22 protein-coding genes are annotated in these 24,043 nt (G+C 68.3%); 8 read left to right on the forward strand and 14 right to left on the reverse strand.

The window, feature by feature from the left end; translation table 11 throughout:
* The first annotated feature begins 3 nt into the window (after positions 1–3).
* Entirely contained in the window at positions 4–1,017 is a 1,014-nt protein-coding gene (locus tag FHT98_RS05310) for a MaoC family dehydratase (RefSeq protein WP_142112914.1), read from the forward strand.
* 15 nt (positions 1,018–1,032) lie between these two features.
* On the opposite strand, the gene FHT98_RS05315 is transcribed toward FHT98_RS05310, so the two are convergent.
* The 9 genes from FHT98_RS05315 to FHT98_RS05355 form a co-directional block, all read right to left on the reverse strand.
* The gene (locus FHT98_RS05315) at positions 1,033–2,139 is read right to left on the reverse strand and encodes a GGDEF domain-containing protein (protein WP_248309146.1); all 1,107 of its coding nucleotides are present in this window, start codon (positions 2,137–2,139) and stop codon (positions 1,033–1,035) included.
* Between the two features lie 237 nt (positions 2,140–2,376).
* Positions 2,377–3,021: a class II aldolase/adducin family protein gene (locus tag FHT98_RS05320; protein WP_142112919.1), complete on the reverse strand. Its 645-nt coding sequence runs from the start codon at positions 3,019–3,021 to the stop codon at positions 2,377–2,379.
* Positions 3,018–4,127, reverse strand: coding sequence for an S-methyl-5-thioribose-1-phosphate isomerase (mtnA, locus tag FHT98_RS05325; RefSeq protein WP_142112921.1), 1,110 nt, complete (start codon positions 4,125–4,127; stop codon positions 3,018–3,020). The genes FHT98_RS05320 and mtnA overlap by 4 nt, the downstream gene beginning before the upstream one ends.
* 6 nt (positions 4,128–4,133) lie before the next feature.
* Positions 4,134–4,661, reverse strand: a complete 528-nt coding sequence (locus tag FHT98_RS05330) for an adenine phosphoribosyltransferase (protein WP_061970256.1) — start codon at positions 4,659–4,661, stop codon at positions 4,134–4,136.
* A gap of 71 nt (positions 4,662–4,732) precedes the next feature.
* A complete protein-coding gene (locus tag FHT98_RS05335) occupies positions 4,733–5,611 on the reverse strand; it encodes an S-methyl-5'-thioadenosine phosphorylase (protein ID WP_142112923.1) in 879 nt (292 codons plus the stop codon).
* A 294-nt stretch (positions 5,612–5,905) separates the two neighbouring features.
* Positions 5,906–6,787, reverse strand: coding sequence for a cytochrome c1 (locus tag FHT98_RS05340; protein WP_061969514.1), 882 nt, complete (start codon positions 6,785–6,787; stop codon positions 5,906–5,908).
* A 7-nt stretch (positions 6,788–6,794) separates the two neighbouring features.
* Entirely contained in the window at positions 6,795–8,075 is a 1,281-nt protein-coding gene (locus FHT98_RS05345; protein ID WP_061969516.1) for a cytochrome b, read from the reverse strand.
* A gap of 53 nt (positions 8,076–8,128) precedes the next feature.
* A complete protein-coding gene (gene petA / locus FHT98_RS05350; protein WP_282568642.1) occupies positions 8,129–8,677 on the reverse strand; it encodes a ubiquinol-cytochrome c reductase iron-sulfur subunit in 549 nt (182 codons plus the stop codon).
* A gap of 192 nt (positions 8,678–8,869) precedes the next feature.
* The gene (locus FHT98_RS05355) at positions 8,870–10,735 is read right to left on the reverse strand and encodes an ABC transporter ATP-binding protein (RefSeq protein ID WP_061969519.1); all 1,866 of its coding nucleotides are present in this window, start codon (positions 10,733–10,735) and stop codon (positions 8,870–8,872) included.
* A gap of 485 nt (positions 10,736–11,220) precedes the next feature.
* On the opposite strand from FHT98_RS05355, the gene FHT98_RS05360 reads away from it, so the two are divergent.
* From FHT98_RS05360 to hemF, 3 genes are all read left to right on the forward strand, one after another.
* Positions 11,221–11,769, forward strand: coding sequence for a hypothetical protein (locus FHT98_RS05360; RefSeq protein WP_142112925.1), 549 nt, complete (start codon positions 11,221–11,223; stop codon positions 11,767–11,769).
* Between the two features lie 143 nt (positions 11,770–11,912).
* A complete protein-coding gene (locus tag FHT98_RS05365) occupies positions 11,913–12,410 on the forward strand; it encodes a tRNA (cytidine(34)-2'-O)-methyltransferase (RefSeq protein ID WP_142112927.1) in 498 nt (165 codons plus the stop codon).
* Positions 12,388–13,314 (forward strand): oxygen-dependent coproporphyrinogen oxidase, encoded by a 927-nt coding sequence (gene hemF, locus FHT98_RS05370; protein ID WP_142112929.1) that lies wholly within the window; start codon positions 12,388–12,390, stop codon positions 13,312–13,314. Before FHT98_RS05365 ends, hemF begins: the two co-directional genes overlap by 23 nt.
* 27 nt (positions 13,315–13,341) lie before the next feature.
* On the opposite strand, the gene FHT98_RS05375 is transcribed toward hemF, so the two are convergent.
* Genes FHT98_RS05375 through FHT98_RS05390 form a run of 4 tightly spaced genes read right to left on the reverse strand, consistent with a single transcriptional unit; the run spans position 13,342 to position 16,115 of the window.
* The gene (locus FHT98_RS05375; RefSeq protein WP_142112932.1) at positions 13,342–14,577 is read right to left on the reverse strand and encodes a CCA tRNA nucleotidyltransferase; all 1,236 of its coding nucleotides are present in this window, start codon (positions 14,575–14,577) and stop codon (positions 13,342–13,344) included.
* Positions 14,574–14,831 carry a DUF6111 family protein gene (locus FHT98_RS05380; protein ID WP_091856648.1) on the reverse strand — a complete coding sequence of 86 codons (258 nt, stop codon included), beginning with the start codon at positions 14,829–14,831 and terminating at the stop codon, positions 14,574–14,576. Before FHT98_RS05380 ends, FHT98_RS05375 begins: the two co-directional genes overlap by 4 nt.
* Positions 14,832–14,874: 43 nt before the next feature.
* Entirely contained in the window at positions 14,875–15,534 is a 660-nt protein-coding gene (locus tag FHT98_RS05385) for a CoA pyrophosphatase (protein ID WP_349236262.1), read from the reverse strand.
* Positions 15,528–16,115 carry a DUF1285 domain-containing protein gene (locus FHT98_RS05390; RefSeq protein WP_142112934.1) on the reverse strand — a complete coding sequence of 196 codons (588 nt, stop codon included), beginning with the start codon at positions 16,113–16,115 and terminating at the stop codon, positions 15,528–15,530. The genes FHT98_RS05385 and FHT98_RS05390 overlap by 7 nt, the downstream gene beginning before the upstream one ends.
* A gap of 192 nt (positions 16,116–16,307) precedes the next feature.
* On the opposite strand from FHT98_RS05390, the gene FHT98_RS05395 reads away from it, so the two are divergent.
* The 4 genes from FHT98_RS05395 (at position 16,308) to FHT98_RS05410 (ending at position 23,349) form a co-directional block, all read left to right on the forward strand.
* Positions 16,308–17,330: an AAA family ATPase gene (locus FHT98_RS05395; RefSeq protein ID WP_244511926.1), complete on the forward strand. Its 1,023-nt coding sequence runs from the start codon at positions 16,308–16,310 to the stop codon at positions 17,328–17,330.
* Between the two features lie 4 nt (positions 17,331–17,334).
* Positions 17,335–18,252 (forward strand): DUF58 domain-containing protein, encoded by a 918-nt coding sequence (locus FHT98_RS05400; protein WP_142112937.1) that lies wholly within the window; start codon positions 17,335–17,337, stop codon positions 18,250–18,252.
* Between the two features lie 11 nt (positions 18,253–18,263).
* Entirely contained in the window at positions 18,264–21,089 is a 2,826-nt protein-coding gene (locus tag FHT98_RS05405; RefSeq protein WP_142112939.1) for a DUF4159 domain-containing protein, read from the forward strand.
* Between the two features lie 169 nt (positions 21,090–21,258).
* Positions 21,259–23,349: a hypothetical protein gene (locus tag FHT98_RS05410; RefSeq protein WP_142112940.1), complete on the forward strand. Its 2,091-nt coding sequence runs from the start codon at positions 21,259–21,261 to the stop codon at positions 23,347–23,349.
* On the opposite strand, the gene FHT98_RS05415 is transcribed toward FHT98_RS05410, so the two are convergent.
* On the reverse strand, positions 23,333–23,848 hold the full coding sequence (locus FHT98_RS05415; protein ID WP_142112942.1) for a GNAT family N-acetyltransferase: 516 nt from the start codon (positions 23,846–23,848) through the stop codon (positions 23,333–23,335). The two genes, FHT98_RS05410 and FHT98_RS05415, sit on opposite strands and share 17 nt — an antisense overlap.
* Positions 23,849–24,043: the final 195 nt, after the last annotated feature.

Here is a 24,043-nt window from a genome sequence, read left to right on the forward strand (position 1 = left end):
GCGATGTCGTATTTCGAGGATTTCGTCCCGGGTGAGAGCGCCCGATCGCGCAGCCTCGACGTCTCGCAGGACGACATCGTCGCCTTCGCCTCGCGCTATGACGCGCAGGATTTCCATGTCGATCCCGAGGCCGCCAAGGCGAGCTTCGTCGGCCGCCTGATCGGCTCCGGCTGGCATAGCTGCGCGCTGCTGATGCGACTCATGGCGGAGGATTTCCTGCTCGATGCCGCCAGCATGGGCGCGCCGGGCATCGACGAGGTGAAGTGGCTGCGTCCCCTCCTCCCCGGCGACAGCGTCAGCGCCCGGCGCACCGTGCTGGAAAGCAAGGCCTCGCGCTCGCGCCCCGAGATGGGCCTCGTGCGCTTCCGGCTCGAACTGCTGAACCAGCGCGACGAGCCGGTGCTGGAGCAGACCAACTGGATCATGTTCGGCCGCCAAGGCTCCGCCATCGGCCGGCATCCGGCCGGTCCCTGGCTGGATCATGCCCCCGTCTATGAGCGCCCCGCCATCGAGAGCCCGCTGGAAGCCTCCTCCGAGCCGCCCGAGCCGCCGCGCTTCTTCGAGGAGCTTTCGGTCGGCGAGAGCAGCGAACTCGGCAGCTTCGTCTTCACGCCCGAGGAGATCGTCGCCTTCGCCCGCAGTTTCGATCCCCAGCCCTTCCACATGGACGAGGCGGCGGCGCGCCGGAGCTCCTTCGGCAGGCTCGCCGCATCCGGCTGGCACACGGCCGCAGTCTGGATGGCCTGCATGGTTCTGCATCGCAAGCGCCAGCTCGCGGTGGCGTCAGACCGCCCCGCGCGCCTCGGCTCCTCTCCAGGCTTCAGGAACCTGCGCTGGACGAAACCTGTCTTTGCCGGGGACCGGATCACCTACCATTCGCAGGTGATCGACAAGCGCGAGAGCGCCTCGCGCCCGCAATGGGGACTGTTCTTCCACCGCAACACCGGCATCAACCAGCACGGCGAAGAGGTCTTCAGCTTCGACGGTTGCGTCTTCGTCGAGCGCAAGCCGGATTGACCGCGAAGACGGACCTCAGCCGGTCTTGAGCCTGACGAGATCGACAGGCCCGCGCGGCACCTCGGAGGAAGACCGCATCTGGGCGAGGAACGCTTCATCGTCCGATGCGACCACGACCCGGTCGCGCCCGCTCCGCTTGGCTGCGTAGAGCCCCTTGTCCGCCTCGTGAAGCAAGGCATCGAAATCGATGACGCTGTCCTTCGCATGAGCGACGCCTGCGCTGAGCGTGCACCCGAACGCCGCACCGCTCGCTGCGAAACGACGTTTGACGAGGCGCCCCCGCACGTTTTCGGCCGCGATGGCCGCCGCGACAAGAGAATCGCCCGGCAGCAGCAGTGCGAATTCCTCGCCGCCGAGCCGTGCGGCCAGTCCTTGCGACCGGCATGACAGCAGGATCTCCCCGAACGCCCGCAACACCTCGTCTCCCGCCAGGTGGCCGTGGATGTCGTTGATCCGCTTGAAGTGATCGATGTCGAAGATGATCAGGGCGGCGGGCCCTTCGATCTCGGTCGCGATGCGGTCGAGCAGCGCGCGCCGGTTGAGCAGGCCCGTCAGCGGATCGGTTTCCGCGTCGCGCTTGTGGCCGCGCGCCAGCCGCGCCTGGTTCAAGGCCAGGGACAGCGCGCCGATGCCGGCGAGCGTGGTCAGGCAGACGACGATATTGAGGTCTTCCGCCCAGTTCGAGGGGATGCCCGGCAGAGCCCAGCGGCCATCCAGCAACAGCAGAACGGCGCAAGGAACGAAGGATAGCCCGGTCAGGACATACAGGCCGGTCAACAGCATGATCGCCAGCCTGGCTTCGGCCCGGCCGAGCCAATAGTCCCAGGCTGTTGCGAACAGAATGGCCGCGGCCGCGACATTGAGCCCGATGATCGCGATGCCGTTATAGCCGGCCAGCATGGGCACAGCCATGGCTGCCGACGACGCGATTGCCATGATGGCCATGCTGCGCCAGGGCAGAACCCGCGTGCGAAATTCGCGGCCGGCACCGAAGACGAAGGCGAGGCCCGTCAGAAGAACCGTGTACCCGGCTGCCCCCACGATCGGCGACATCGTCCTGACATAGCCGCCATAGATCAGCACGCCGACGGCCATCAGCGCGACGCCGATTGTCCAGGCCATCAGGAAGCCTTCCTTCCTGGAAACGAGCCAGCTCACAAGGAAGGCTGCGGCCAATCCGCATCCCGAAAGGGTGAAAGCCGTCAGGAGGGACTGATAGTCGAGCGACACGAAGGTCTCTTGCCAGGCGAGGAAGGCGGCAACCGTTATGCCGGTGTTGCCATTGCCGAAAACTTAAACCGGTCGGCCGCATTTGCCCGGCCGGCGGCCTGCCTGCCCGATCGGGCGCTCTGACGCGGCTCAGCCGACCTTGCCGTAGCCCGCGAATTTGGCGCCGACGCGCTCCATTTCGGCGGCATCGAGGATGACCGGCTCGATCCCTGCCGCGAGGATGTCGAGATATTGCCCGGCGAGGTTCTCGACCTCAGCGACGATGGTATGCGCGCCCGCCAGGGTCTGGCCGAGCGCGATCACGCCGTGATTGGCGAGCAGCACGGCCTTGCGGCCCTCCAGCGCCTTCACCGCGTTCTCGGCCAACTCGGGCGTGCCGAAGGTCGCGTACTCGGCGCAGCGCACATCGGCACCGCCGCAAAGCGCGATCATGTAATGGAAGGCCGGGATGCCGCGCCGCGTGGAAGACAAGGCCGTGGCGCGCGGCGAATGGGTGTGCACGATCGCCTGCGCACCGGGCCGCGCCCGGTAGATCGCGACATGGAAAGGCCATTCGGAGGACGGCTTGCGGCTGCCACTCAGGATCGTGCCGTCGAGGCTGAGATGGATCAGGTCCTCAGGCCGCGTCCGGGCATAGGGCAGGCCCGACGGCGTGATCAGCAGGCCATCGCCAAAACGAGCCGAGACATTGCCCGATTTCGACGGGCAGAATCCCGCCCGGTCGATCGCCTGCGCGACCGAGACGATCTCCTGCCGCAATTCCGTTTCGGTCATGCCGTGCCTCTGCTCGCCAGGTCGGGAAAGAGTTGTGCGAGGCCCTCAACGCTGGCCGCGCAGACGCCGCGCTCGGTGATGAGCCTGGTGACGAGCCGCGCCGGCGTCACGTCGAAGGCCGGGTTGGCCGCACCACTGCCCGGCGCGACGATGCGCACGGACCTGACCTCACCGTCATCGGCGAGCCCGGAGAGATGCGTGACCTCGCGGGCCGCGCGCTCCTCGATCGGGATATCGGCGAGGCCGTCGCTGATGCTCCAGTCGATCGTCGGCGAAGGCAGCGCGACATAGAAGGGCACGCCGTTGTCATGCGCCGCGAGAGCCTTGAGATAGGTCCCGATCTTGTTGGCGACATCGCACGCCGCCGTGGTGCGGTCGGTGCCGACGATCACCAGATCGACCTGCCCGTGCTGCATCAGATGGCCGCCAGCATTGTCCACGATCACCGTATGCGGCACGCCATGGGAGCCGAGCTCGTAGGCCGTCAGGGCCGCGCCCTGGTTGCGGGGCCGGGTCTCGTCGACCCAGACATGGATGGGAATGCCGGCATCATGGGCGAGATAGATCGGCGCTAGCGCCGTGCCCCAGTCCACCGTGGCAAGCCAGCCGGCATTGCAATGGGTGAGGATGTTGACCGGCTCGCCGACGGGCTTTCGCGCCGCGATCTCCGCGATCAATGGCAGGCCGTGCTCGCCGATCGCACGGCACAAGGCGACGTCCTCTTCGCAGATCGCCGCGGCTTCCGCATAGGCCGCCTCGGCACGCGCCGTCGCGGGCAGGCTTGCGAGGACGCCCCGCATCCGCGCCAGCGCCCAGTGCAGATTGACGGCGGTCGGTCGCGTCGCGCCGAGCAGGGCGAGCGCAGCCTCCAGCGCTGCGTCGGAGGCGTCCGTCCGCATCGCCAGCGCCACGCCATAGGCGGCGGTCGCACCGATCAACGGCGCCCCGCGCACGACCATGCTGCGGATCGCGTCCGCCGCCTGCTCGGCCGAGCCGAGCGCCACGGTCTCGAAGCGGAACGGCAAGCGCGTCTGGTCGATCACGACGACGCGCCAGCCATCCTGCGCGAGCCAGATCGTCCGGTAATGCTGGCCGTTGATCTTCATCCCCGCTCAATGCCCGCCGAACGAGACCAGCGTGCGCACGGGCACGCCGAGCCGCCGGATCTTGTCGGCGCCGCCGAGTTCCGGAAGGTCGACGATGAAGCAGGCCGCAACGACCTCCGCGCCTAACCCCGCGAGCAAGTTGACCGCCGCCTCCGCGGTGCCGCCCGTGGCGATCAGGTCGTCGACCAGCAGGACGCGCTCGCCCGGCTGCACCGCGTCGCGATGGATCTCGATCTCGTCCGTGCCGTATTCGAGCGCATAGGTCGCGCGCAGCGTCTCCAGCGGCAGCTTGCCCTTCTTGCGAACGGGCACGAAGCCGGCCGAAAGCTGATGCGCCACCGCCCCGCCCAGGATGAAGCCGCGCGCCTCGATCCCGGCGATCTTGGCGATCTTCAGGCCAGCGAAGGGCTGCACCAGTTCGTCGACCGCCCGGCGGAAGGCCCGCGCGTCGCCGAGCAGCGTGGTGATGTCGCGAAAGACGATGCCGGGCCGAGGATAATCGGGGATCGCGCGGATGCTGTCGGCAAGGTTCATGGACACCGTCTCGGAAGAACTGACGGAGGCCTTGGTCCGACGCCGGGCCGGCTTCGTCAAGGGCGCCGCCATCACGCCGCCTCGAGCACACGCCCGGCGACGGCGTCGAGCTTCGCCAGCAGCGCCGGATCCCGGAAGGCCGGCGCCGTCACGATGGCGTTGTCGAGCGCGTTATGGGAGCCCGCCGGGCACGGCTCGCGCTGCCCCGGGAAATCGGCGGCGAGCCGCGCCACGAGGCGCCGCGCCTTGTCGGCATTGTCGTGCAGCACGGCGATGACCGAGGCGACATCGACGGCGCCGTGCAGCTCGTGCCAGCAGTCGTAGTCGGTCACCATCGCGACCGTGGCATAGGTGATTTCGGCTTCGCGGGCGAGCTTGGCCTCGGGCATCGCCGTCATGCCGATCAGGTCGTAGCCGAGACCGCGATAGATCATCGATTCCGCATAGGTCGAGAATTGCGGGCCTTCCATCGTGACCAGCGTCCCGCCGCGGACGAAGGGCAGTGCCTCGGCCTGCGCCGCCGCTGCGATCCGCGCCTGCAGGGCGGGCCCGACCGGATGGGCGACGGAGACATGGGCGACGCAGCCCCGGCCGAAGAAGGAATTCTCGCGCCGGCTCGTCCGGTCGACGAACTGGTCGACCAGCACGAACAGGCCGGGATAGAGCTCGGCCTTATAGGAGCCGCAGGCGGAGAGCGAGACGAGATCGGTCACCCCCGCCCGCTTCATCACGTCGATATTGGCCCGGTAGTTGATCTCGGAGGGCGGGATCGCGTGGCCGCGCCCGTGGCGAGGAAGGAAGACGATCTTCGTCTGGCCGATCCGGCCGATCCGCAAGACATCCGAAGGCTCGCCCCACGGGCTTTCGATGCGCTCCTCGCGCAGGTCGGTCAGGCCCGGCAGATCGTAGATGCCCGATCCGCCGATGATTCCGAGAACGGCTTCGCTCATGGTCGATTTCCTCGAGCATCGAACCGAAAAGTGGAAGCCATTTTTCGGAAGGATTCGATGCGACAACAAATACGGGCGCGGAAAGGACCACCTTTCGATGACGGTCGCAATACGGCCGGACCGGACGCCGTCATGCTCGGCCCTGACCCGAGCATCTCTCGCCGAAGAAGGCTCTGGAATCCTCCCCTGCCCGTCATTCCCGGATCTACGCTTCGCTTCGTCCGAAAATGACGGCTGCAAAACAAAAAAAGGCCCCGTCGCCGGGGCCTTTTCTGAAACGATATCCAGCCTGCCTCAGTGAGCCGGCGAGCCGTCCGGCATGCGCGACCACACCTTCTTCTTGGTGTAGTAGAGCAGGAAGGCGAAGATGGTGAGGAACGCCATCACCTGCATGCCCAGGCGCTTGCGCGCCTCCAGATGCGGCTCCGCCATCCAGACCATGAAGGCGGCGACGTCGCGGGCATACTGGTCGACCGTCTCAGGCACCGGCGACTTGCCGTCCGCGCCCTTCGGATACTCGACCTGCCCATCGCTCAGCGGCTTCGGCATCGCGATCAGATGGCCGGGCATGTACTCGTTATAGTTCTGCCCGGGCAGCAGCGCGGGGAAGCCGGCCGGCGGCTCCTTGTAGCCCACCATCAGGGCATGGATGTAGTCCGGCCCCTGCTCCTGATACTGCGTGAACATATCGAAGATGAAGGTCGGGAAGCCGCGGGTATAGGTGCGCGCCTTGGCAAGCACCGAGAAGTCCGGCGGATAGGCGCCGCCCTGGGCCGCGCGGGCCGCCTGCTCGTTGGGGAACGGCGACGGGAAGCGGTCGGCCGCACGGCCGGGGCGATCGAACATCTCGCCCTGGTCGTTCGGGCCGTCCTTGACCTGGTAGGTCGCGGCGAGCGCGGCGACCTGGCCGGGCGTGAATTCGGGGCCGCCGGGCTGCGACAGGTTGCGGAAGGCGACGAGGCTGGCACCATGGCAGCTCGCGCAGACTTCCTTGAAGACCTTGAAGCCGCGCTGCAGCTGGGCCCGGTCGAACTTGCCGAACGGTCCCGAGAACGACCAGCTCAGCGCCGGCGGCTTCGGGCCGGCCTCGGCCGCCTGCGCGGCCGGCTGGAACAGCGCCAGCGAGAGGGCAGCAGTGAGCCCGGTCAGGGCGAGACGAAACGATGTTCTGCTCATGGTTCCGTCAGCCCTTGACGTTCGGTTCGGCAGCGGTGGCGGTCGCGACGCGCGCCGCCGACCCGCCCTTGGAAGCGAGCACCGAGTCGGCGATCGAGGTCGGCAGCGCCTTCGGCCGCTCGAACAGGCCGACGACGAAGAGCGCGACGAAGAAGCCGAAATACAGCACGGTGAAGATCTGCGAGGCGATGACGTAGCCGCCTTCCGCCGGCATCGCGCCGAGATAGCCGAGGCCGATGCAGACCACGACGAAGGCCCAGAACAGCTGGCGCCCGATCGGCCGATAGCTCATCGACTTGACCTTGGAGGTGTCGATCCAGGGCAGGAAGGCGAGCACCACGATGGCTCCGCCCATCGCCATGACGCCGCCGAGCTTGTCGGGAATGGCGCGCAGGATCGCGTAGAACGGCAGGAAATACCATTCCGGGACGATATGCGCCGGGGTCGAGGCCGGGTTCGCCGGGATATAGTTGTCGGCATGGCCCATGAAGTTCGGCTGGTAGAACACGAACCAGGCGAACAGGATCATGAACACGACCATGCCGAAGATGTCCTTGACGGTCGCGTAGGGCGTGAACGGCACGGTATCCTTCTGGACGTTCTTCACCTCGACGCCGGTCGGGTTGTTCTGGCCGACGACGTGCAGCGCCCAGATATGCAGCCCGACGACGCCGAAGATCATGAACGGCAGCAGGTAGTGCAGCGAGAAGAAGCGGTTCAGCGTCGGGTTGTCGACCGAGTAACCGCCCCACAGGAAGGTGACGATCGTCTCGCCGACCACCGGCAGGGCCGAGAACAGGTTGGTGATGACGGTCGCGCCCCAGAAGGACATCTGGCCCCAGGGCAGCACGTAGCCCATGAACGCCGTCGCCATCATCAGCAGGAAGATGACCACGCCGAGAATCCAGAGCAGCTCGCGCGGCGCCTTGTACGAGCCATAATAAAGCCCGCGGAAGATGTGCACGTAGACGGCGATGAAGAACATCGAGGCGCCGTTGGAGTGCAGGTAGCGCAGGAGCCAGCCATAGTTCACGTCGCGCATGATGTGCTCGACCGAATTGAAGGCGAGCATCGAATTGGCCGTGTAGTGCATCGCCAGGACGATGCCTGTGACGATCTGCGCCACCAGCATGAAAGCGAGGATGCCGCCGAAGGTCCACAGATAGTTCAGGTTGCGCGGCACCGGATAGGAAACCGCCGAATCATGGGCGAGCCGGATGATCGGCAGGCGCACATCGAGCCAGCGTTCGATGCCGGTCTTCGGGACGTAGGAACTGTGACCACTCATGAAGAATGCCTCAAGGCTGTCTCATCTTGGCAGGAAAGCGTCGAGCGCATCGCTCAGCCGATCTTGATCTTGGTGTCCGCCGTGAAAGCGTAAGGCGGCACCGGCAGGTTGAGCGGCGCCGGCCCCTTGCGGATGCGGCCGGAGGAATCGTAGTGCGAACCGTGGCAGGGGCAGAACCAGCCGTCGAAATCGCCCTTCGATTCGCCGGGCGCGGTGCCCAGCGGAATGCAGCCGAGATGGGTGCAGTTGCCGAAGACGACCAGATACTGCTCGTGGCCGGCCTTGGTGCGCTGCTGGTCGGTCTGCGGATCGCGCAGGGTCGCGATGTCGACGGCCAGCGCCTCGTCGATTTCCTTCTTGGTGCGATGGCGCACGAAGATCGGCTTGCCGCGCCAGAACAGCTTGATCGCCTGGCCTTCGGCGATGGGGGCCAGGTCGACATCGACCGGCGCGCCGGCAGCCACGGTCTGCGCATCGGGCGCCATCTGGCTGACCAGGGGGACGACGAGCGCCCCGATGCCGACCGCGCCGGCGGCGCCGGTGGCAAGCATCAGGAAATCGCGGCGGGTTGTTCCGGTCGATGTATCGGTCGCGTGCGCCACGATCCAAACCTCTTACACGTCTTGCGAGCTGTAACAGCTCGAAATTGTCGCCTCTCGCCCTCATAGGGGCGCGTCGCTGCCGCCGCAATGCGGCGGTGCGTCACCTTCGGCTCTTTGACATGCAGATTGGACGAAGTCTACTGTCGCGAACGCCTCGGCCATGCATGGCGCACAGTCCGCCGGCGAAGGCGTTCAGACGGCGAGCTTTTCCGGATCGGCCGCGGCCAGGAAGCCGCCTGATTGGCGTGCCCAGAGCCGGGCATAGAGCCCGCCGCGCGCGATCAACTCGTTATGGCTGCCGATATCGGCGATCCGCCCGCCATCGAGCACGATCAGCCGGTCGAGCGCGGCGATGGTCGATAGCCGGTGCGCGATCGCGATCACGGTCTTGCCCTGCATCAGGGCAGCGAGCTGCTGCTGGATCGCCGCCTCGACCTCGGAATCGAGCGCCGAGGTCGCCTCGTCGAGAATCAGGATCGGCGCATCCTTGAGCAGCACGCGGGCGATCGCGATGCGCTGGCGCTGTCCGCCCGAAAGCTTCACGCCGCGCTCGCCGACGCGCGAATCGAAGCCCTGGCGCCCGTCCTGGTCGCCGAGGCCCAGGATGAAGCCATGCGCCTCAGCCTGCTGCGCCGCGAGCGCGATTTCGGCTTCGCTCGCGCCGATGCGGCCATAGGCGATATTGTCGCCGATCGAGCGGTGCAGCAGCGAATTATCCTGCGTCACCATGCCGATCTGGGCTCGCAGGCTATCCTGCGTGACGTGGGCGATGTCCTGCCCGTCGATCAGGATGCGCCCGCCCTCGAGCGGATAGAGCCGGAGCAGCAGGTTCACCAAGGTCGACTTGCCGGCGCCAGACGGGCCGACCAGCCCGATCCGCTCGCCCGGCTTGATCTGGAGATCGAGCCCGTCGAACAGCCCCTGCCCCCGGCCGTAGTTGAAGCGGATCTTCTCGAAGCTGATCGCGCCCTTGTCGACGACCAGCGGCACCGCGCCCGGCGCATCCGGCAGGTCGTGCGGCTTGGCGATCGTCTCCATGCTCTCCTGCACCGAGCCGATATTCTCGAAGATGCCGCGCACCAGATGGATCAGCCAGCCCGACATCTGCACCAGCCGGAGCACGAGCCCGATGGCGGCCGCGACCGCGCCCGGCGTCATCTCGCCCTGGCTCCAGAGCAGCAGCGCAAGCCAGGCCGTGGCCACCACGAGCAGGCTGTTCATCGTCTGCAGGATGACGCTGACGCCGGTGATCAGGCGCGACAGATTGAGGAAGGAAGCGTTCCAGCGCGACAACGAGTCGCGCACCGCCGAGCGCTCGGCATCGGCCCGGGCGAACAGCTTCACCGTCAGGATGTTCGTATAGGAATCGACGATGCGCCCCGTCGTGGTCGAGCGCCCCAGCGAGTTCGCCTCCGAGCGCCGCTTGGCCCGCGGCACGAAATAGATCAGCAGCACGACATAGGCCGCAAGCCACAGGATCACCGGCAGCGCCAGCCACGGGCTGGTCTTGCCGAAGAAGCCGATCGCGACCGTGGCGAAGACCAGCGCGTACCAGAGGTCGTCGATGACCTCGATCGTCGCACCCCGGATCGCCTGCCCGGCCTGGATGACACGCGCGGAGAGGCGCCCGGCGAAATCGTTCTGGAAGTAGCCCAGCGCGTGGCCGAGCGTGTAGACATGGTTGCGCCAGCGGATCTGGTTGGTGATCTGCGGCACCACGACCTGGTCGACGATGGCGTGGTTGGCGAAATAGATCAGCGGCCGGACGACGACGAGCAGGAAGGCCGCGCCGGCCAGGAGCCAGCCATGGTCGCGGAAGATCGTCTCCGGCGACTGCGTCGAGAGCAGGTCGACGAACCAGCCGACCATCAGATACATCGCCGCCTCGATGCCGCTGAAGCCCAGGCCCGTCAGCATGATCAGGGCCATCCAGCCCTTCACGCCCTTGATGTGGTGCCACATGAAGGGCCAGACGCCGCGCGGCGGCGTCTCCTGCTCGTCGAAGCGGGCAAAGACGTCGATTCGGCTTTCGAGCCAGCGGAAGAGCGGAGCGAACATGTCTGCTTCGCTACCGGGAATGAGGGGGTGGAACAAACGACAATTCGGGATACCGGTTCTTCCTGCGCCACCCCTTGTCAGGAGCGGTGCGGACAGGCGACGCCGGAACCCCGCTAGACCCACCGGGTGGCGGCATTAGGGCGGGACGACCGCGCTGCCTTGGCAAGAAAAGCAGAAAATAAATCTCTAATAAACATTAAATCGGCGACTTAAACGTATATATTTCAATACCCTTCAGATCACGACGAAGGAACCTATAATCAATGAGATATGTTCTCGACCGCATAGATTAACTCGCCAAGGAGAGAGCTATGCGATTGCGAATACTCAGCGCCATCAGCGCTTGCACACTCCTCGCTGCTTGCAACAGCACAGCCGAATATACCTCGTTCGATGGATGCGACGGCCTCCGCGGTGCCGCCAAAAGCAAATGCATCAGGCTGGCTGCGCTGCAAAGCCCTGTCGTGAGCTCGCGCGGATCTTCGATGGGTTCCCGACCAGGCGTCGTCGGAAACAATCCGGGAAATCCCGGCAACCCAGGCAACCCCGGCACTCCGGGTAACCCCGGAACGCCGGGCAATCCGAACAATCCAGGCAGCCCGAGCTCGCCCGGAACGGGGGCCGGCGGAGGGCTCGGCGCCGGAGTTGGCGTCGGCGCCAATGCCGGCAGCCTCGGCGCCAATGTCGGAGCAGGCGCGGCGGTGGGCAATGGCGGCTTGGGCATCGGTGCAGCGGCGAATGCCGGCTCGGGCAATAGCGGTCTGGGAGCTGCCGCAGGCGTCGGCGCCGGCAATGGCGGCATCGGAGCCGGATTGGGCGCCGGAATCGGCAGTTCCTCCGGCGGAGTCGGCGCGGCAGCTGGAGCCGGCATCGGAAACGACGGTCTGGGTGCCGGCCTGGGCGCCGGACTTGGCAATGCTGCCGGCGGGCTCGGCGCAGCAGCGGGCGTCGGCATCGGCGGCGATGGCGTCGGCGTGGGTGCCGGTGTTGGCAGCGGCTCGGGTGGCGTCGGCGTCGGTGTCGGCATCAACTGAGCCTGCAGCGCCGCGAGAATCGGGAAGGCCTGTCGGCTTCGAGCCGAAAGCCTCTCCCGGTTCAGCCCGGCCGGGCATGCACGGCGAAGCGCTTTCGTCGACCAGGCTTGACGCTTTACGACATCGCGCGTCATCACCGGCGCATGCTTCGCCTCGCCCTTTTCCAGCCGGACATCCCGCAGAACGCCGGCACGATGATCCGCATGGCCGCCTGCCTCGGCATCGCCGTCGACATCGTCGAGCCGACAGCCTTCGATGTCTCGGACCGACATTTCCGCCGCTCCGGCATGGATTATCTCGAGCGCGCCGCCGTCCGGCGCCACGATTCCTTCTCTGCCTTCGAGAACTGGCGCCGGGCGCAAGGCCATCGCCTCGTCCTGGCCGAGACCGACGGCGAGACCGCCCTGCCCGATTTCGCCTTCCGCCCCGGTGACATCGTCCTGGTCGGGCGCGAATCGGCCGGCGTGACGGCCGAGGTGCACGCCGCCGCCGAGGCCAGCCTGCACATTCCGATGCGGTCGGGATTGCGCTCGCTCAATGTCGCACTGGCGGCGGCAATGGTAATGGGCGAGGCCTTGCGACAGACTGGCGGCTTCCCGGGCCGCGATGGAACAGATGATGGTCACGCCCAAGCCCGCTGAATCCCCTTCCGCCGATCCCGCTATCGTTGCGGCATTGAAACCCCGCGCCGCAGCCTGGTTCGAGACCCTGCGCGATCGCATCTGCGCCGCCTTCGAGGCGGTCGAGGACGAGGCCGCCGGCCCCTTCCCGCCCGAGGCGGATGCGCCCGGGCGCTTCGTCCGCGCGCCGTGGCAGCGCACCAACCATGACGGCGCGCCCGGAGGCGGCGGCGTCATGTCGATCATGAAGGGCCGCGTCTTCGAGAAGGTCGGCGTCCACGTCTCGACGGTCCACGGCACCTTCCACCCGGATTTTGCCGGCCAGATCCCCGGCGCGGCGGAAGATCCGCGCTTCCATGCGACGGGGATTTCGCTGATCGCCCATCCCTGGAACCCGCATGCGCCGACCGTGCACATGAACACGCGGCTCGTCGTCACCACGAAACCCTGGTTCGGCGGCGGCGCCGACCTGACGCCGGTGCTGGAGGCGCGCCGCAACCAGGACGATCCGGATACGCAGGCCTTCCACGCCGCGATGCGTGCACCCTGCGAGGAATTTCCGGCCGTGGCGGACTATCCGCGCTTCAAGAGCTGGTGCGACGAGTATTTCTTCCTGAAGCACCGCAACGAGCCGCGCGGCATCGGCGGCATCTTCTACGACTACATCTGGACCGGCGACGTCGAAGCCGATTTCGCCTTCACACGGGCCGTCGGCGAGGCTTTCCTCGACAGCTACCCGAACATCCTGCGCTGCAATATCGGCAAGCCCTGGAGTGAGGCCGAGCGCCACGAGCAGCAGGTGCGGCGCGGACGCTATGTCGAATTCAACCTGCTCTATGACCGCGGCACGATCTTCGGGCTGAAGACCGGCGGCAACGTCGCGTCGATCCTGTCCTCCATGCCGCCGACGGTGCGCTGGCCCTGAGGGCAGAGCTTCCCGGCGCAGCCCGCGCTAGCGGGCAGCGGCCAGGGCCGTCTTGACGAACTCCATCTGCTTGTCCGCCCCGGTCGGGCAGCCGGCCTCGATCCAGCTCTGCCGGGCCGTCGCAAGCGTCTGTCCGACGCGCGGCCCGGGCGAGATGCCGAGCCCGATGACATCCTTGCCCGTCGGCTCGAAGCGCGGCGTCCGGCCGAGTTCGCCGATGAGGCACTGCACGCCATTCCGGTCTTCGCTACCCGCGGAAACATTCAACAGAACGAGCGCGGCAGCCGCGGCGTCGTCCCCCGCGCCATGCGCGACGTGGCGCAACTTGGCAATGCTGGGAAGATTTGCCCGTCCACCCAGGCCTTCCAGCGCTCGCGCAAGGCGCTCGATCCGGTCGAACTCCTCGTTCGAAAGCCGCAACCGGTCGCGCAGGCGCAACGCATCCTCGCCCACTGCAACCGACAGTGCCGCCAGCCGAAACGCCGGATAGACGTCGGCGCCGTCATCCTCCGCGACTGCGGCGAAGCGCGAGAGATGTGGCACGCCACCGATCACCGGCATCAGCAGCCCGGCGCCGGCCATCGCCCGTATGGTCGCGACGACGCCAGGCGCAACGAGGAGCTTCAGCAGCTCAGCCCGAACCCGCTCGCGCGACAATCCGGCAAGCCCCTCGCGGCCGGCGATGCAGGCACGCAGTCCCTCCGCATCGGGCTCTCCCGCTCCATAGCGGGCATGGAAGCGGAAGAAGCGCAGGATGCGCAGGTAATCCTCCCGGATGCGGGCATCCGCCTCTCCGATGAAGCACACGCGCCGCCCGGCGAGATCGTCGAGCCCGCCGCAATAGTCATGCAACCGGCCGTCTCGGCCGAGCCCGAGCGCATTGATGGTGAAATCGCGCCTGAGCGCATCGGCTGCGAAATCGCGGCCGAACACGACCTTCGCGCGGCGCCCATCCGTCTCGACATCGCGCCGGAGCGTCGTCACCTCGAAGCTCGCGCCATCCGCGACGAGCGTCACCGTGCCGTGCTCGATGCCGGTCGGCACCGCCTTGAAGCCTGCCGCTCGTCCACGCCGTATCGTCTCTTCCGGCAGGGCGGTCGTCGCGAGATCGATATCGCTTGCCGGTTCGCCGATGAGGAGGTTGCGCACCGCACCGCCAACGACGCGCGTCTCCTCGCCGTCTCCATCGAGCGCCAGCAGCAACCGCGCCAGCGCCGGCTGCATCAGGAAGCGCGCGATCTCGCCGGCGCGGTCCCCGCTCATTTGAAACGGCCGGGCACCAGAACCCCGTTCTCCATATGCGGCGGCTCGTAGGCGCCCTCGCTGCGCGGCGCGATGAAGCCACCATAGATCAGCACGGCGATCGCCAGCACGAAGCCCACGACCGCCAGGCGAAAGACATGTGGGCTCCAGTGCTCGACATCGAAGGGATTGCGCCTGTTGATGACGAGATAGCCTGCGAAAATGCAGAAGGGCAGGACGAAGAGCAGAACCTCTTCGATGATCGCGCGCAGCATCGGCTTCGTCGTTTCCTCGGCGCGTCCTCCGCGCAGTACAGTCTTATCCGGCCAGCCGCTCGTAGAGGTTGCGGATCATGCCGGCGGTCGCCCCCCAGATATAGCGATCCTGGAACGGCATCGCATAGTAGGTGCGGAAATGCCCCTTCCACTCCCGGCCCTCGCGCTTGTGGTTGGCAGGGTCGAGCAGGAAGGAGAGTGGCGTCTCGAAGGCCTCGTCGACCTCGTTATGGTTGATCGTCAGCGAGAAGGGCGGCTCGACCAGCGCGACCACCGGCACGATCCGGTAGCCGGTGCCTGTCAGATAGGCGTCGAGGAAGCCGAGCGTGCGGATATGGGAGCGCGACAGGCCGATCTCCTCCTCGGTCTCGCGCAAGGCCGTGACGATCGGCGAGCCATCGACGGCATCGACACGCCCGCCGGGAAAGGCGACCTGCGCCGAATGGTTGCGGAGCGCCGCGGCACGCTGCGTCAGCAACACGGTCGGCCCCTCGGGGCGCGGCACGATGCCGATCAGCACGGCAGCCGGCACGGCCCGCTTCTCGTCGGGGATCGGCACCGGCGAAGACTGATTCTCATGGTCGCCGCGCGGTCGGCTGATCACATCCCCCAACGCTGGCGGCTCGGCCCTCAGCCGTTCGCGCGCCAAGGTCGCGAAGCCCTCGGCACTGAGGTTGAGGGCAGACTCGATTGTGTTCAGCACCCGATACCCTCGATCTCGCTCGCCGGCAGTGCCGGATAAAACTGCCCCGCGGCGGCGATCCCGAACATCGCCGTGCCCTCGACCTCCCTGATCTCGCCGAGCGCCAGCAGGTCATAGGTCAGCGCCCGCGTCAGCCGGGCCCAGAGGCCCCGCCGGATATGGACATAGGGCTTCAACCCGTCCTGCGCAGCCCGCGCGAAACGTAAAGCGTGGTCCGGCCCCACGTCGACGAGATCGTCGACCTGAGTCCGGAACGCGATCGTCCGGCCATCGCCCTCGCCATCGACCTGCATCTCGACAGCCTGGAACGGCGCGTCATCGACCGTGATCCCGACCTTCTCGACCGGGGTCACGAGAAAGTAATCGTCACCCTCGCGCTTCAACACCGAGGAGAACAGCTTCACCAGCGCCGGCCGGCCGATCGGCGTGCCCATGTAGAACCAGGTGCCATCCGCGGCGATGCGCATGTCGAGATCGCCGCAGAAAGGCGGGTCCCAGCGCTCCACCGGCGGCAGGCCGCGCGCCTTGCCGCCACCGAGCGAGGCCATCAACCGCTCCATCGCCTGGCCCGGTCCCGTCATCTCGATCTCTCTGCTCCCCGGCTGCGGCATCGTGGCTGCATCGCGTTTCCGCCTTGAACTCCACATAATCGTGAAGCCGGATGATGTGTACCGTTCCATTCGGTGCTTGAGCCGGCAGGATGGCCCGTCCACACTCCCTGGATGATGACGCAGGGCGCCTGCGCCCTCGCGACGAAGGTGAAGGAGACCGACATGGCGGCGCAAGCCCGGGCAAACGAGAGCACCTCGCCGATCGACCTCGACACAGGCATCGTCGAGGCGGCGGAAGCGGCACTCGGCGCCATCGGCGCGGCGCGCAAGGAGATCGGCCAGGTCATCTTCGGCCAGCAGAAGGTCGTCGATCTCTCGCTGGTGACGCTGCTTTCGGGCGGCCACGGCTTGCTCGTCGGCGTTCCCGGCCTCGCCAAGACCAAGCTCGTCGAGGCGATGGGCACCGTGCTCGGCCTCGCCGCACGGCGCGTCCAGTTCACGCCGGACCTGATGCCGTCCGACATTCTCGGCTCCGAGGTGCTCGACGAATCGAGCGACGGCAAGCGCCATTTCCGCTTCATCAAGGGGCCGGTCTTCGCCCAGCTCCTGATGGCGGACGAGATCAACCGCGCCTCGCCGCGCACGCAGTCCGCCCTGCTCCAGGCGATGCAGGAGCACCATGTCACGGTCGCCGGCGAGCGCTACGACCTCCCCGCCCCCTTCCATGTGCTGGCGACGCAGAACCCGATCGAGCAGGAGGGCACCTATCCGCTGCCCGAAGCCCAGCTCGACCGCTTCCTGCTCGAGATCGATGTCGGCTATCCCGACCGCGAGGCCGAGCGGCGGATCCTGCTGGAGACCACCGGCGCCGCCGAATACAAGCCCGCCGCGGCGATGACGGCGGAGACGCTGATGTCGATCCAGCGCCTCGTCCGGCGCCTGCCGGTCGGCGAGGCGATCGTCGATGCGATCCTCGACCTCGTCCGCTCCGCCCGCCCCGGCGAGGGCGAGGCCTCGGTCACCGACAAGCTCTCCTGGGGCCCCGGCCCCCGCGCCAGCCAGTCGCTGACGCTCGCCGTGCGCGCACGCGCCCTCGTCGAGGGCCGGCTCGCCCCCTCCGTCGACGATGTCGCGGCGCTCGCCATCCCCGTCCTGAAGCACCGCGTTGCGCTCACCTTCGCCGCCCGCGCCGATGGCGAGACCGTCGAGGGCCTGATCGGCAAGCTCGTGGAACGGCTGGGATAGGCCGATGCTGCGCACGCGCGTCCTGGGTCCGAGCGAAAGGCGGCCATCGCGGCCGGTCCTCACGGATGCGCTCGACCTCGCCGCGCGCCTGCCGCGCCTGATCCTGGAGGCCCGCCGCGTCTCGGCCAGCATCCATGGCATCCATGGAAGGCGCCGCGCCGGTCCGGGCGAGACCTTCTGGCAGTACCGCCCGCTGGTCGCCGGCGAATCGGCCTCGCGCATCGACTGGCGCCGCTCCGCCCGCGACGGCCACCTCTTCGTCCGCGAACGCGAATGGGAAGCCTCGCATTCGATCTGGCTCTGGATCGACCGCTCCCCCTCGATGGGCTTCGCCTCCTCGCTCGCCATGGCCTCGAAGCTCGACCGCGCGCTGGTCGCAGGCTTCGCGCTGGCCGAAACGATGGTCGAGGGCGGCGAACGCGTCGGCCATATCGGATTGACGCGGGCGTTGGCCTCCCGTCGTATCGTCGAGTTGCTGGCGCAGGCCGTCATCGCGGACGAGCGCAACACCCCCTCGGACCTTCCGCCGGAAGCGCCCCTGCCCCGGCTGGCGGACGCGATCATCATCACCGACGGGCTGTCGCCCGCCTCGGCGCTGGCCCAGAGGATCGCCACGCTGGCGTCATCGGGCGCCCGCGGCCATGTCCTGCTGATCGCCGATCCGATCGAGGAAACCTTCCCCTTCAGCGGCCAGGCCGAGCTCTTCGATCTGGAGGACGGGCTGACCCTGCGCGTCGGCGACGCCGGGGCCTGGGGCGATGAATACCGCCAGCGTCTCGCCGCCCATCGCGAGGCCATCGCCGAGGCCTGCCGCAGGGCCGGCTGGACCCTGACGCTGCATCGCACCGATCGTCCGGCCAGCGAAGCGGTGCTGCGCATCGCGAGCCTCATTGCCGCCTCGCGCAGCGCTTCCGGCTTCTGAGGGGATCGCCGATGCTCAGCGCCCTGCCCTTCAGCTTCTCCGCCCCGCTCGCTCTCGCGGCGCTCGCCTTGCTGCCGGCGCTCTGGCTGATCCTGCGCGTCACCCCGCCGCGCCCGCGCCGCATCGATTTCCCGCCGCTGAAGATCATGGCGGACCTGATCGCCAAGCGTGAGACGCCGGCCCATACGCCCTGGTGGCTGCTGGCGCTACGCATGGCGGTCGCCGCGCTCGCCATTCTCGCCGTCGCCGGCCCGGTCTGGAATCCCGTGCGGGATGCGGCGCCTTCGCGCGGCCCGGTCCTGCTCCTGATCGATAACGGCTTCGGCGCCGCGACCGACTGGCCGGAGCGCGTATCCGTCGCCGAATCGCGCATCGCCGCCGCGACCCGCGAAGGCCGCCCGGTCGCCGTCGTCGGTCTCGCCGAAGCTCCTGCCGCCATCGCGCTGGCCGAGCCCCGCATTGCGCTCGACCGTTTGCGGGCCCTCCCGCTCCAGCCGCACGCTCCGGACCGCGCCGCATATCTCCCGCGCATCGAGGCCTTCCTGCAGAGCGCGCCCACCGCCGAGATCGTCTGGGTCGCCGACGGCCTCGGCGTCTCCGACGACGGCAGCTTCCTCGCCCGGCTGAAGCAGGATGCCGAAGCACGCCGCCTCGCGATCCACGCCGCTCCGCCCGCGCAGCTTGCCCTCGCCGCCCCCGAGAACCTCGCCGGTGCCCTGACCGTCAAGGTGCTGCGTCCCGTCGCCAGCGCCCCCGCGACGGGCCAGGTCCGCGCGCTCGATCTCAAGGGCCTGCCGCTCGGCAACGCGCCCTTCATCTTCGAAGGCAGCAATCTGGAGACGACCGCCCGGCTCACCCTGCCGATCGAGGTGCGCAACGCCGTTTCGCGGCTGGAGATCATCGGCGAGCGCAGTGCCGGCGCGGTTGCACTGCTGGACGACCGCGCCAAGCGCCGCCGCATCGGCCTCGTCTCCGGCGCGACCGCCGACACCGCCCAGCCCTTGCTCTCGCCGACCTATTACCTCTCCCGCGCGCTCCAGCCCTTCGCCGAGATCCGCGAGCCGCGGCAGGGCTCGACCGATCCGATCGGCGAAATGCTGGCGCAGAACCTCTCGGTGCTGGTCCTCGCCGATATCGGCGCGCTCGATCGCGAGACCGCCGAGAAGGTGACGAGCTTCGTCGAGCGCGGCGGCGTGCTGCTGCGCTTCGCCGGCGCCCGCCTCGCCGCCGCTTCCGACGAATTGACGCCGGTGCGGCTGCGCCGCGGCGGACGCACGCTCGGCGGCGGCCTGTCCTGGGAAAGCCCGCGCAAGCTCGCACCCTTCACCCGCGAAAGCCCGTTCTTCGGCCTGACCATCAGCGACGACATCCGCGTCAGCCGCCAGATCCTGGCCGAGCCGGAACCGAACCTGTCGCGCAAGACCTGGGCCGCGCTCGAGGATGGCACGCCGGTCGTCACCGCCGAGCGGCGTGGCGACGGCCTGATCGCCATGGTTCATGTCACCGCCGACACCACCTGGTCGAACCTTCCGCTCTCGGGCCTCTTCGTCGACATGCTCCGCAAGATCGTCAACCTCGCCGGCAACGGCCCCACCGTCGAAACGCAAGGCGACGAGACCAAGGTCGAGACCCTGTCCCCGACCCGCGTGCTCGACGGCATCGGCCAGTTCCGCGCGGCACCGGCGACCGCCCAGCCGGTGGCGCGCAACTATGCCAGCCGCGCCACGCTCGCCCATCCGCCCGGCCTCTACGGCCCGACCGACGGCTCGCTCGCAGTCAATGCGCTGACGCCGACCGACACGCTCGCGGCGCTGGACCTCGCCAGCCTGGGTGTATCCGTGCTGCCGATCGACGAGCCGATCGCGCGCGACATCCGCCCGCCGATGCTGGTCCTCGCCCTGCTGCTGCTCGTCATCGACACGCTGGCGACGCTCTGGCTCGGCGGCCGTCTCAACGTCGCGCGTCTGCGCAGGGCCGCCGCGCCCGCCGCGATCCTGATCGCGCTCGCGGCCGCCTTCGCGCTTGCGCCCGATTCCGCACGAGCCCAGCAACCCGCACCGAATGCGCAGGCCGATACCCGCCCGCCGATCCCGCGTGCCCTGCTTGCCAATGGCGCACAGACGCGGCTCGCCTATGTCGTCACCGGCGACAAACCCGTCGACGACATGTCGAAGGCCGGGCTGACCGGTCTCAACACCGTGCTCGGCGCCCGTACGGCGCTGGAGCCGGGCGATCCCGTCGGTGTCAGCGTCGAGCGCGACGAACTCGCCTTCTTCCCGGTGCTCTACTGGCCGATCGTCGCCGGCCGCCCGCTCCCCACGGCCGAGACCTTGCGCAAGCTCGAAGCCTATATGAAGGGCGGCGGCCTCGTGATCTTCGACACCCGCGACGCCATGAGCGCCCGCCCCGGCGGCGGCACCACGCCCGAGGGCGACCAGCTCAAGCGCATGCTGCAGACGCTCGACATCCCCGAGCTGGAGCCGCTGCCGCGCGACCACGTCCTGACCAAGACCTTCTACATCCTCGACGAGCTCGTCGGCCGCTACGACACCGGCACGACCTGGGTCGAGACCCTGCCGCCCGCCGATAGCGACGGGCGCCGCCCGGCGCGGGCCGGCGACAATGTCTCGCCGATCGTCATCACCGCCAACGACCTCGCCGCCGCCTGGGCGATCGACCGCCGCGGCGAAGGGCTGGTGCCGCTCTCCGGCGGTGACCCGCGCCAGCGCGAGATGGCGCTGCGCGGCGGCATCAACCTCGTCATGTACGCGCTCACCGGCAACTACAAGGCCGACCAGGTCCATGTCCCGGCCCTGCTGGAAAGGCTGGGCCAGTGATGTCCGATCTCTTCTCCTCAGCCCTCATCCTGAGGAGCCGTTCTGTCAGGAACGGCGTCTCGAAGGATGTTTCAGGAGGCTCCGGAATCATCTGGACCATCCTTCGAGACGCGCCTGCGGCGCTCCTCAGGATGAGGGCTGAGGGTGGAAAGCAAGGAGGAGCCCGCTGATGTGGAGCGTCTCCCTCGCCCCGATGGTGCCCCTGCCGCTCTTGATCGGCCTCGCCGTGCTTGCGGCTCTGGCTGCCGGCGCCGCCATCGTCCTCGCCGGCCGCAGCGCCATCCTGCGCGCGCTCGCCCTTGTCGTGCTGACAGCGGCGCTGGCCGACCCCTCGCTGGTCTTCGAGGATCGCGAGCCGGTCAAGGACGTCGTCGCCGTCGTGGTCGACCGTTCCGCCTCCAACCGTCTTGCCGACCGCGCGGCCCAGACCGATGCCGCCGTCGCCGAGATCGAGCGCCAGTTGCGCGGCGTTCCCAATGTCGAGCCGCGGATCGTCGAGCTGCGCGACGCGCAAGGCACGAATGACGGCACCCGCCTGTTCGAGGCTTTGTCGACGAGCCTTGCCGATGTGCCCTCGGAGCGCGTCGCCGGCGCGATCGCGATCACCGACGGCCTCGCCCACGATGCTCCGCCCAATGCCGAGGTGCTCGGCCTGCGCGCGCCGCTGCATGTCCTGACCACCGGCCGCAATGCCGAGATCGACCGCCGCATCGTGCTGGTCGATTCGCCGCGCTTCGGCATTGTCGGCAAGGACCAGATCATCCGGCTGCGCGTCGTCGACAAGGGTGGCCCCGGCCGCGCCGGCCTCACCATCCGCCGCGACGGCGAGATCATCGCCCGCCGTGAGGTCGCGACCGGCCAGACCGTGCAGGTCCCCGTCCGCATCGATCGCGGCGGGCCGAACGTCGTCGAGATCGAGGCGCAGCCGATCGAGAACGAACTGACGCTGGCGAACAATCGCGCGGTCATCACCATCGAAGGTGTCCGCGACAAGCTGCGCGTGCTCCTGGTCTCGGGCGAGCCGCATCCGGGCGAGCGCACCTGGCGCAACCTCCTCAAGGCCGACGCCAATGTCGACCTCGTGCATTTCACCATCCTGCGCCCGCCGGAGAAGCAGGACGGCACGCCGATCAACGAGCTCTCGCTGATCGCCTTCCCGACGCGCGAGCTGTTCCAGGTCAAGATCAAGGAATTCGACCTGATCATCTTTGACCGCTACGCCAACCAGTCGATCCTGCCGCTGCTCTATTTCGAGAACATCGTCCGCTATGTCCGAGACGGCGGCGCGCTGCTCGTCGCGGCAGGTCCGGAATATGCGGGCTCGCAGACGCTGGCACGCACCCCGCTCGGCCAGATCCTGCCGGCCCTGCCCGATGGCAGCGTCATCGACGAGGCCTATCGTGCAGAGGTCAGCGAACCCGGCAAGCGCCACCCTGTCACGCGCGACCTGTCGGGCTCGGAAGTCTCGCCGCCGCGCTGGGGCGAATGGCTGCGCATGGTCGGCGCCCAGGCGCGAGCCGGCACCGCCCCCGTCATGACCGGCCCGGGCGAGCGGCCGCTCCTGATGCTCGCACGCGAGCAGAAGGGCCGCGTCGCGCTTTTCCTGTCCGACCATGCCTGGCTCTGGGCGCGGGGCTTCCGCGATGGCGGCCCCTATCTCGACCTGCTGCGCCGCCTCAGCCACTGGCTGATGAAGGAGCCGGAGCTGGAGGAGGAGGCCTTGCGCGCCACGGTGCGCGGCGCCACCGTCGAGGTCGAGCGCCAGACGCTGCGCGACAACCCCTCGCCCGTCATCATCACCGGCCCCGACGGCCAGTCGCGCACGGTGACGCTGGAGCCCGGCCGCCCCGGCCTGTTCACCGCCCGCATCCCGACCAGCGATCTCGGGCTCTACCGGCTGACAGCCGACAACCTCACCGCCTTCGCCAGCGTCGGCCCGGAGAACCCGCGCGAGCTGATGGAAGTGGTCAGCGACCCCGGCGCGCTCCAGCAATTGGCGCAGGCGACAGGCGGCTCCTCGCGCCGCATCGGCCGCGAGAGCGGCTCGGCCGTCAACCTGCCGCGCATCGTGCCGGTGCGTTCGGGCAGCCAGTTCGCCGGCAATGACTGGATCGGCCTCCGGATCAGCGATTCCGGCATCGTGCGCGGCGTGCGCATCTCGCCGCTCTTCATCGGCCTGCTCGGCCTTGCCGTGCTGTTCGGCGCCCTCGTCGCCGGCTGGCTTGGCGAGAGCGGCAGGCGCCTCAGGCGTCAGAGCTGAAGCGCATCGAGGTCACCGCCCCGCTGCGCTGCTTCAGCACACCCTCGACCAGCTCCAGGGCCAGGAAGCGCGCCGGATCGGCCGGCCCTGGCAGTACGAACTGGCCAGGCGGCAGGACCTTGAAGCCGAAGCGGGCGTAATAGGGCGCGTCACCGATCAGCAGGATCAGGTCGTGACCGGCCTCGCGCGCGGCCTCGATCGAGCGGTTCATCAAGGCTGCACCGATCCCCCGGCCCTCGAAAGCCGGATCGACGGTCAGCGGCCCGAGCATCAGCGCCTTGTGGCCGCCGGCGAGGACCGCAGTCACCTTCACCGAACCGACGAGGAAGGTGCCGACATGGCTGGCGAAGGACAGGGCCGGCTCGGGCGGCACGCCCTCGCGCAGGCGGAAGGCGGTGCGGGCGAAGCGGCCGGGGCCGAAGGCGCGCTCATGCAGGCGCTCGATCGCGGCGGCGTCCACGGGGAGTTCGTGGCGGATGGTCAGAGGCAGGGATGTCATGATGATCGACGTGTAGCGCGGCGGGAGGCGGATCGGCAGAGCGAAGGCAGGCGCGTGCGAGCGCATGACCGGGAGGGCGCATTCAGCGCGCCGGTCGTCGCAGGTCTCGCAGGCTCAGCCGGATCATCATGAAAGCGCCTCTACAGCATCGGGCCGAAAAGGGGAATCCACTTTTCGGAAGAATCTGATGCGCGG

Origin of the sequence: Allobosea sp. AK1 (genome assembly GCF_006714945.1) — a bacterium.
Taxonomy (GTDB): Bacteria; Pseudomonadota; Alphaproteobacteria; order Rhizobiales; family Beijerinckiaceae; genus Allobosea; species Allobosea robiniae.

Bases quoted from the DNA above. Each gene is read 5' to 3' on its own strand.
- FHT98_RS05310 (WP_142112914.1), top strand. From the start codon at position 4: ATGTCGTATTTCGAGGATTTCGTCCCGGGTGAGAGCGCCCGATCGCGC.
- FHT98_RS05315 (WP_248309146.1), bottom strand. From the start codon at position 2,139: ATGGCCTGGACAATCGGCGTCGCGCTGATGGCCGTCGGCGTGCTGATC.
- FHT98_RS05320 (WP_142112919.1), bottom strand. From the start codon at position 3,021: ATGACCGAAACGGAATTGCGGCAGGAGATCGTCTCGGTCGCGCAGGCG.
- mtnA (WP_142112921.1), bottom strand. From the start codon at position 4,127: ATGAAGATCAACGGCCAGCATTACCGGACGATCTGGCTCGCGCAGGAT.
- FHT98_RS05330 (WP_061970256.1), bottom strand. From the start codon at position 4,661: ATGAACCTTGCCGACAGCATCCGCGCGATCCCCGATTATCCTCGGCCC.
- FHT98_RS05335 (WP_142112923.1), bottom strand. From the start codon at position 5,611: ATGAGCGAAGCCGTTCTCGGAATCATCGGCGGATCGGGCATCTACGAT.
- FHT98_RS05340 (WP_061969514.1), bottom strand. From the start codon at position 6,787: ATGAGCAGAACATCGTTTCGTCTCGCCCTGACCGGGCTCACTGCTGCC.
- FHT98_RS05345 (WP_061969516.1), bottom strand. From the start codon at position 8,075: ATGAGTGGTCACAGTTCCTACGTCCCGAAGACCGGCATCGAACGCTGG.
- FHT98_RS05355 (WP_061969519.1), bottom strand. From the start codon at position 10,735: ATGTTCGCTCCGCTCTTCCGCTGGCTCGAAAGCCGAATCGACGTCTTT.
- FHT98_RS05360 (WP_142112925.1), top strand. From the start codon at position 11,221: ATGGGTTCCCGACCAGGCGTCGTCGGAAACAATCCGGGAAATCCCGGC.
- FHT98_RS05365 (WP_142112927.1), top strand. From the start codon at position 11,913: ATGCTTCGCCTCGCCCTTTTCCAGCCGGACATCCCGCAGAACGCCGGC.
- hemF (WP_142112929.1), top strand. From the start codon at position 12,388: ATGGTCACGCCCAAGCCCGCTGAATCCCCTTCCGCCGATCCCGCTATC.
- FHT98_RS05375 (WP_142112932.1), bottom strand. From the start codon at position 14,577: ATGAGCGGGGACCGCGCCGGCGAGATCGCGCGCTTCCTGATGCAGCCG.
- FHT98_RS05380 (WP_091856648.1), bottom strand. From the start codon at position 14,831: ATGCTGCGCGCGATCATCGAAGAGGTTCTGCTCTTCGTCCTGCCCTTC.
- FHT98_RS05390 (WP_142112934.1), bottom strand. From the start codon at position 16,115: ATGACGGGACCGGGCCAGGCGATGGAGCGGTTGATGGCCTCGCTCGGT.
- FHT98_RS05395 (WP_244511926.1), top strand. From the start codon at position 16,308: ATGGCGGCGCAAGCCCGGGCAAACGAGAGCACCTCGCCGATCGACCTC.
- FHT98_RS05400 (WP_142112937.1), top strand. From the start codon at position 17,335: ATGCTGCGCACGCGCGTCCTGGGTCCGAGCGAAAGGCGGCCATCGCGG.
- FHT98_RS05405 (WP_142112939.1), top strand. From the start codon at position 18,264: ATGCTCAGCGCCCTGCCCTTCAGCTTCTCCGCCCCGCTCGCTCTCGCG.
- FHT98_RS05410 (WP_142112940.1), top strand. From the start codon at position 21,259: ATGTGGAGCGTCTCCCTCGCCCCGATGGTGCCCCTGCCGCTCTTGATC.
- FHT98_RS05415 (WP_142112942.1), bottom strand. From the start codon at position 23,848: ATGACATCCCTGCCTCTGACCATCCGCCACGAACTCCCCGTGGACGCC.